Below are 4,887 nucleotides of genomic sequence, written 5' to 3'. Positions count from 1 at the left end.
AGATCACCCGGGTACTAAAGATCAACCAGCTCGACACGATCACCGACGACGTCGTTGAAGCCGCGGCCAGCATCCTCGTCATCGGAAACTAGCGACGCAAAGCCATCACAGAACGCCGCCAAAGAGCGACGAACTCCACAGGCATGTCCGTTGTCTCATTGAGCGATCCCTAAACGGGCAGTTCCGTTATCGAGCCCGGCGGGGCAGCAGCTCTCCGCTATGAACATGCCGGAGGCGCGCTTAACCAACCGGATGGTAAAGTAGATGCATGGCATCGAACTCGCGTGAAGAGATCCTCGCGCACGCTCTCGACATCATCCGTGGCGGTGGGGCGATCTCGTTCGACTCGGTGGCGCAGTCTTCCGGGCTGTCCAAACCGGGTCTGATGTATCACTTCCGAACGAAGGAAGCGCTCATGCTCGGCCTTGTCGATCACGTCGCCGACGAGTGGCAGCGCGAGATGGACGCCCGGCTCACATCCCCGTTCCAGGGCTCGACAATGCGCGAGCGAGCGGGCATCTACGTCGAGGCCTGCGTCACCCGTGAACCCGACCCTGCCGACATCGTGATGCTCACCGACCCCCGCCTGCGCCAAGAGCTCACCGCCCGGTGGGCGGAGCGGATCTCGACCTGGTTCGTGGGCCTCGAGCAGCTGGCGCTCCCTGAGCGCGGATACATCACAGCTGTTCGGCTGCTCGCGGACGGCGCCTGGTTCGCCGGCGCCACAGGCATCAACATCCCCACACCCGACGAACGGGCCGTGATCCTCGCGGCTGCGTATGAACTCCTCTCGAAAGTCGAAGCATGAAGAAGTGGCTCTTCCTCGTCGGCGCGATCCTCAGCGAGGCCGCCGGCTCCCTCTCCCTGAAGGCGGCACTCGACCACCCCGCCTGGTACGCACTCGTGGCAGCCGGATTCATCAGCGCCTTCCTGTTCCTCTCCCTCACTCTGCGGCAGGGGATGGCGCTCGGCGTCGCATACGGGATCTGGGGCGCCTCCGGTGTCGCACTCACCGCCATCCTGTCCGCGGTCATCTTCGGTGAAGCACTCACCCCCGTGATGCTGGGCGGGATCGCGCTGATCATCCTCGGCGTCCTCACCATCGAGCTCGGCTCCCAACGAGCCGCCAAGAAGCGAGAGGCACTCTGATGGCCTGGCTGTTCCTCATCGGCGCGATCCTCTTCGAAGTCGCCGGCACCCTCGCACTGCGCATGGCCACACACGGCAAGAAGATCTGGATCGCCGGCGTCGCGATCGGCTACCTCGCCGCCTTCGCATTCCTGTCCCTCACCCTGAGCGCCGGAATGGGCCTCGGCGTTGCCTACGGCATCTGGGCAGCATCCGGCGTCGCCCTCACCGCCATCCTCAGCAAACTGCTCTTCGACGAACCCTTCACCTGGATCATGGCCGCCGGCATCGCCCTCGTCGTCGGCGGAGTCCTCCTCGTCGAACTCGGCGCCACACACTAACCACGCGAACCGGACGGGCCCCTGCAACAAGTTCGGAGCGGGATCCCGAACTGCGTCCCTGTCGAGGACCCGCTGCTTCGATCAGGCGCGCATGTTCGCCCATCGAGCGGCGCCCGCAAGCCGATCCCCTATCGGACACCGACCGTCGAGTGGTTTGTGGTGCGCCCGAAGGGGAGAGGCTCCTAAGTCCCTCGTGAGTAGGCTCGGCGCTGTGGATGGTGACGGAAAGCTTCAGGAAATGCAGATGTACGGCGCTGAGGATGCCGAAGATCTAGTGATGATCCTGGACCACCTCGATAAGAAGGCATGACCTCCGGGAGTTGCACGTGACCTTAGACGCCACACCCCTGCCCTGGCGGTCAGCCGCGCTCACTGAGGAGCAGCGCAGCGGGTTCTTCAGCCACCTCACCAATGCCATCGCTGGCCTGCGAGCCAATTACGCGTCCTTCACCATCGCGCAACCCGAGGATCAACTCAAAGCGCCGGTCGGGAACGTGGTGCAAGCAGCCGGCGTGGCAGCGGATCTGAACATTACGTACCGGACAGAGGTGCGGATCGACGGCATCGCAGGGAGACCCGATCTTGGCATCGAGTCTGATCAGCTGCCCGTGGGGAGCGTAGAGCTCAAGGCGCCGGGGCTCGGCGCCGATCCCCGCCGCTTCCGCGACAAGCACAGCCGTGACCAGTGGACACGGTTCCAGGCGATCCCGAATCTCATCTACACGGACGGGACGCAGTGGTCATTATTTCGATCCGGGGTTCTCGCGCGGTCGCGGGTGGACCTCAAAGTGGACCTTCTCGACCCGACCGGTGTCCAGGCTGATGAAGAGAGCATGACGGCCCTGCTCGACCTACTGCTCGACTTTCTGGACTGGGCGCCGACTGTACCGTCGTCGCCCAAGGCTCTCGCACAGGCGCTAGCGCCAGTAACTCGCCTGTTGCGGAATGAAGTCCTCGCAGACGTTGAAGCAAACGGGATCCTCCGCAAGCTGATGGGCGAGTGGCAGACCACGCTCTTTCCTGACGTCGACGAAGCGGGTTTCGCGGATGGCTACGCGCAGACGTTCACGTATGCGCTGCTTCTCGCGCGGCTAGAGGGTGCGACCTCGCCCCTGAGTGCTGAGTCGGCCGCATCGGAACTTGACGCCGACCACGCTCTCCTCGCGCAGAGTCTCCGCGTGTTGGGACAGCCGGCCGTACGTACAGCCATCGCGTTGCCTGCCGGACTGCTCGAACGGCTCATCGACGCAGTCGATGCCACACGCCTCGGTAAGCACAAAGACCCGTGGCTGTACTTCTACGAAGATTTCCTCGCCGCATACGACCCGGTGCAACGCAACAACAGAGGCGTCTATTACACGCCCATCGAACTCGTCCGCTACATGGTGGGGGCGACAGACCGTGCGCTGCGCGACCACCTTGGCCGCGTTGACGGATTCGGGGATCCTTCCGTCGTAACGCTCGATCCCGCCGCGGGGACCGGAACCTTCCCGCTGGCCGCTCTTGAACTTGCCGTGGCGAACGCTACGCACTGGGGCGGGCCGGGATTCGCAGCTGAGGTGGCAACGCAGGTCGCTAAGAATCTATATGCCTTCGAGTTTCTCGTCGGCCCATACGCCGTTACTCATCTTCGGTTGTCACGGGCGGTTGCCGAAGCCGGCGGATCCCCACCCGCAAAGGGGGTCAACGTGCTCCTCACAGACACGCTCACCGAGGGCGTCAGCAGCGACGCCGGCGCAACGATCCCAATCTTCGAACAACGTCTCGTCGAGGAGCAGATCCGTGCCAGCGTGGTGAAGTCCGCCGCCACCCCCGTGACCGTCGTGATTGGCAATCCGCCATACGACCGGGATACCACCGGTTCAGGGGCGGCTGCGCGACGTAAGGGCGGCATGGTCCGCTATGGCGCGACGCCCGGTTCCACCGGACTGCTGAGCACATTCCTCGACCGGCTGGATACGACGACACGCGCTCAGCAATCACTCCAGCTGTACAACGATTTCGTCTACTTCTGGCGATGGGGCATCTGGAAGGCCACCGAGCAACATCTCGGCAACTCGATCGTCTGCTTCGTAACCGCGTCCTCATACTTGACCGGACCCGCCTTCGGAGGCCTGCGCGCGACACTTCGGGAGCAGTTCACGCACATATGGATCACCGACCTCGGCGGGGATTCTCGGGCCGCCGCACGTGGGGACGAGAACGTTTTCGAGGGTATCCGGACGCCCGTTGCTGTTGCCTTGTGTGTGCGGCGAGAGGACCGGGTGGGGCAAGACCCAGAAATCCGCTTTCGGAGCCTGAGGGGCTCACGTGCAAGTAAGTTCGAAACCCTCGCTTCGCTAGACGAAGAATGGACGCTCCTTCCCGCAGCCCCCGACCCGCTCGCGCCTCTTACACCAGACTCCGGCACGGAATATGCGACCTGGACGCCGATTACGGATGTCTTCCCGTGGACTGCACGCGGCATCCAGTTCAGCCGTTCCTGGCCCGTTGCGGAGACGGCAGAGTTGGCGCGCAAGCGATGGGACATGCTCGTCGCCGCGCCGAAAGCAGAGCGACTTGCGCTACTGAAGAAATCCCGCGATGCGGACCCGGTTCGCGAATATGGATCCTTCAACACTCCAGGATTGCGCCTACCCGCGATAGCTAACCTCACCCCCGGCGCTGAGCCCGATGGAGTGCGGCGGATCGGGTTCCGCGCTTTTGATGAACAATGGTGCGTTGCTGACGCCCGCGTGATTGATATGCCCCGGCCCGCGCTGTGGCTGACCGCCGACGAGGAGCAAGTGTTTTTCACAACGGTGGATGCTGAAACCACCGAGGGCCCCGCCCTGATTGCTCACCGCGCAGTACCGGACCTCAATGGCACCAACAACCGCGGCGGAATCGTGCTCCCCAAAAGACGGGGCGCCAAGGGCGCCAACGTTAATCCTGAACTCGTGAAACGGCTCAGCGAGGTTTATGGGTCTCCCGTCACCCCTGACGAGATCATTGCCTACGTATTCGCTCTGACAGGGACTGCTGCATTCGCGGAGCGCTTACGAGAGGACATCGCTCATGACGGCGTGCGGATTCCCTTCACGGAAGATGAGGCGTTGTTCCGTCGCGCGGCCGTAGCCGGCGATGTGCTGCTTCGTGGTTTGACCGGCGGTACTCGAAAACTCCTCGCGGGCGGCAGTTCCCCCACACTTCCCGCTGTTGCTCGCGCAACAGCGCCGATTCAACCCGCGGGCGCAGCGTTTCCCGCTGAATTCAGCTACCAGTCATCAACTGAGACGGTCAAGTCCCAGGGAGTGGTGTAGTTCGGGTTCCTTCGATCTGTTGATGGTTCAGGCGGTGAGCTCGAGGGTGCTGTCGGTGTTCACCTCCTCCGTGCCGGTGTCGGCGACGAGGGTGAGCCTGCTCTTGGCGAGGATGT

General features: G+C 63.4%; 4 protein-coding genes and 1 pseudogene. All 5 read left to right on the top strand.

Features of this window, described 5'->3' with window-relative positions:
• Window positions 1–92, top strand: a pseudogene (locus ACHFGS_RS12425) (ATP-binding protein); the annotation flags it as partial.
• 176 nt (window positions 93–268) lie between these two features.
• Window positions 269–808 (top strand): TetR/AcrR family transcriptional regulator, encoded by a 540-nt coding sequence (locus tag ACHFGS_RS12420; RefSeq protein ID WP_239281895.1) that lies wholly within the window; start codon window positions 269–271, stop codon window positions 806–808.
• A complete protein-coding gene (locus tag ACHFGS_RS12415; protein ID WP_239281897.1) occupies window positions 805–1,149 on the top strand; it encodes a multidrug efflux SMR transporter in 345 nt (114 codons plus the stop codon). The genes ACHFGS_RS12420 and ACHFGS_RS12415 overlap by 4 nt, the downstream gene beginning before the upstream one ends.
• Window positions 1,149–1,469 carry a multidrug efflux SMR transporter gene (locus ACHFGS_RS12410; protein WP_239281899.1) on the top strand — a complete coding sequence of 107 codons (321 nt, stop codon included), beginning with the start codon at window positions 1,149–1,151 and terminating at the stop codon, window positions 1,467–1,469. The genes ACHFGS_RS12415 and ACHFGS_RS12410 overlap by 1 nt, the downstream gene beginning before the upstream one ends.
• A gap of 326 nt (window positions 1,470–1,795) precedes the next feature.
• On the top strand, window positions 1,796–4,771 hold the full coding sequence (locus ACHFGS_RS12405; RefSeq protein ID WP_394279875.1) for a type ISP restriction/modification enzyme: 2,976 nt from the start codon (window positions 1,796–1,798) through the stop codon (window positions 4,769–4,771).
• Window positions 4,772–4,887: the final 116 nt, after the last annotated feature.

The sequence above is a fragment of the Microbacterium sp. genome (assembly GCF_043427715.1).
Classification (GTDB): Bacteria; Actinomycetota; Actinomycetes; order Actinomycetales; family Microbacteriaceae; genus Microbacterium.
This window is presented reverse-complemented; position numbering and strand designations above follow the sequence as displayed.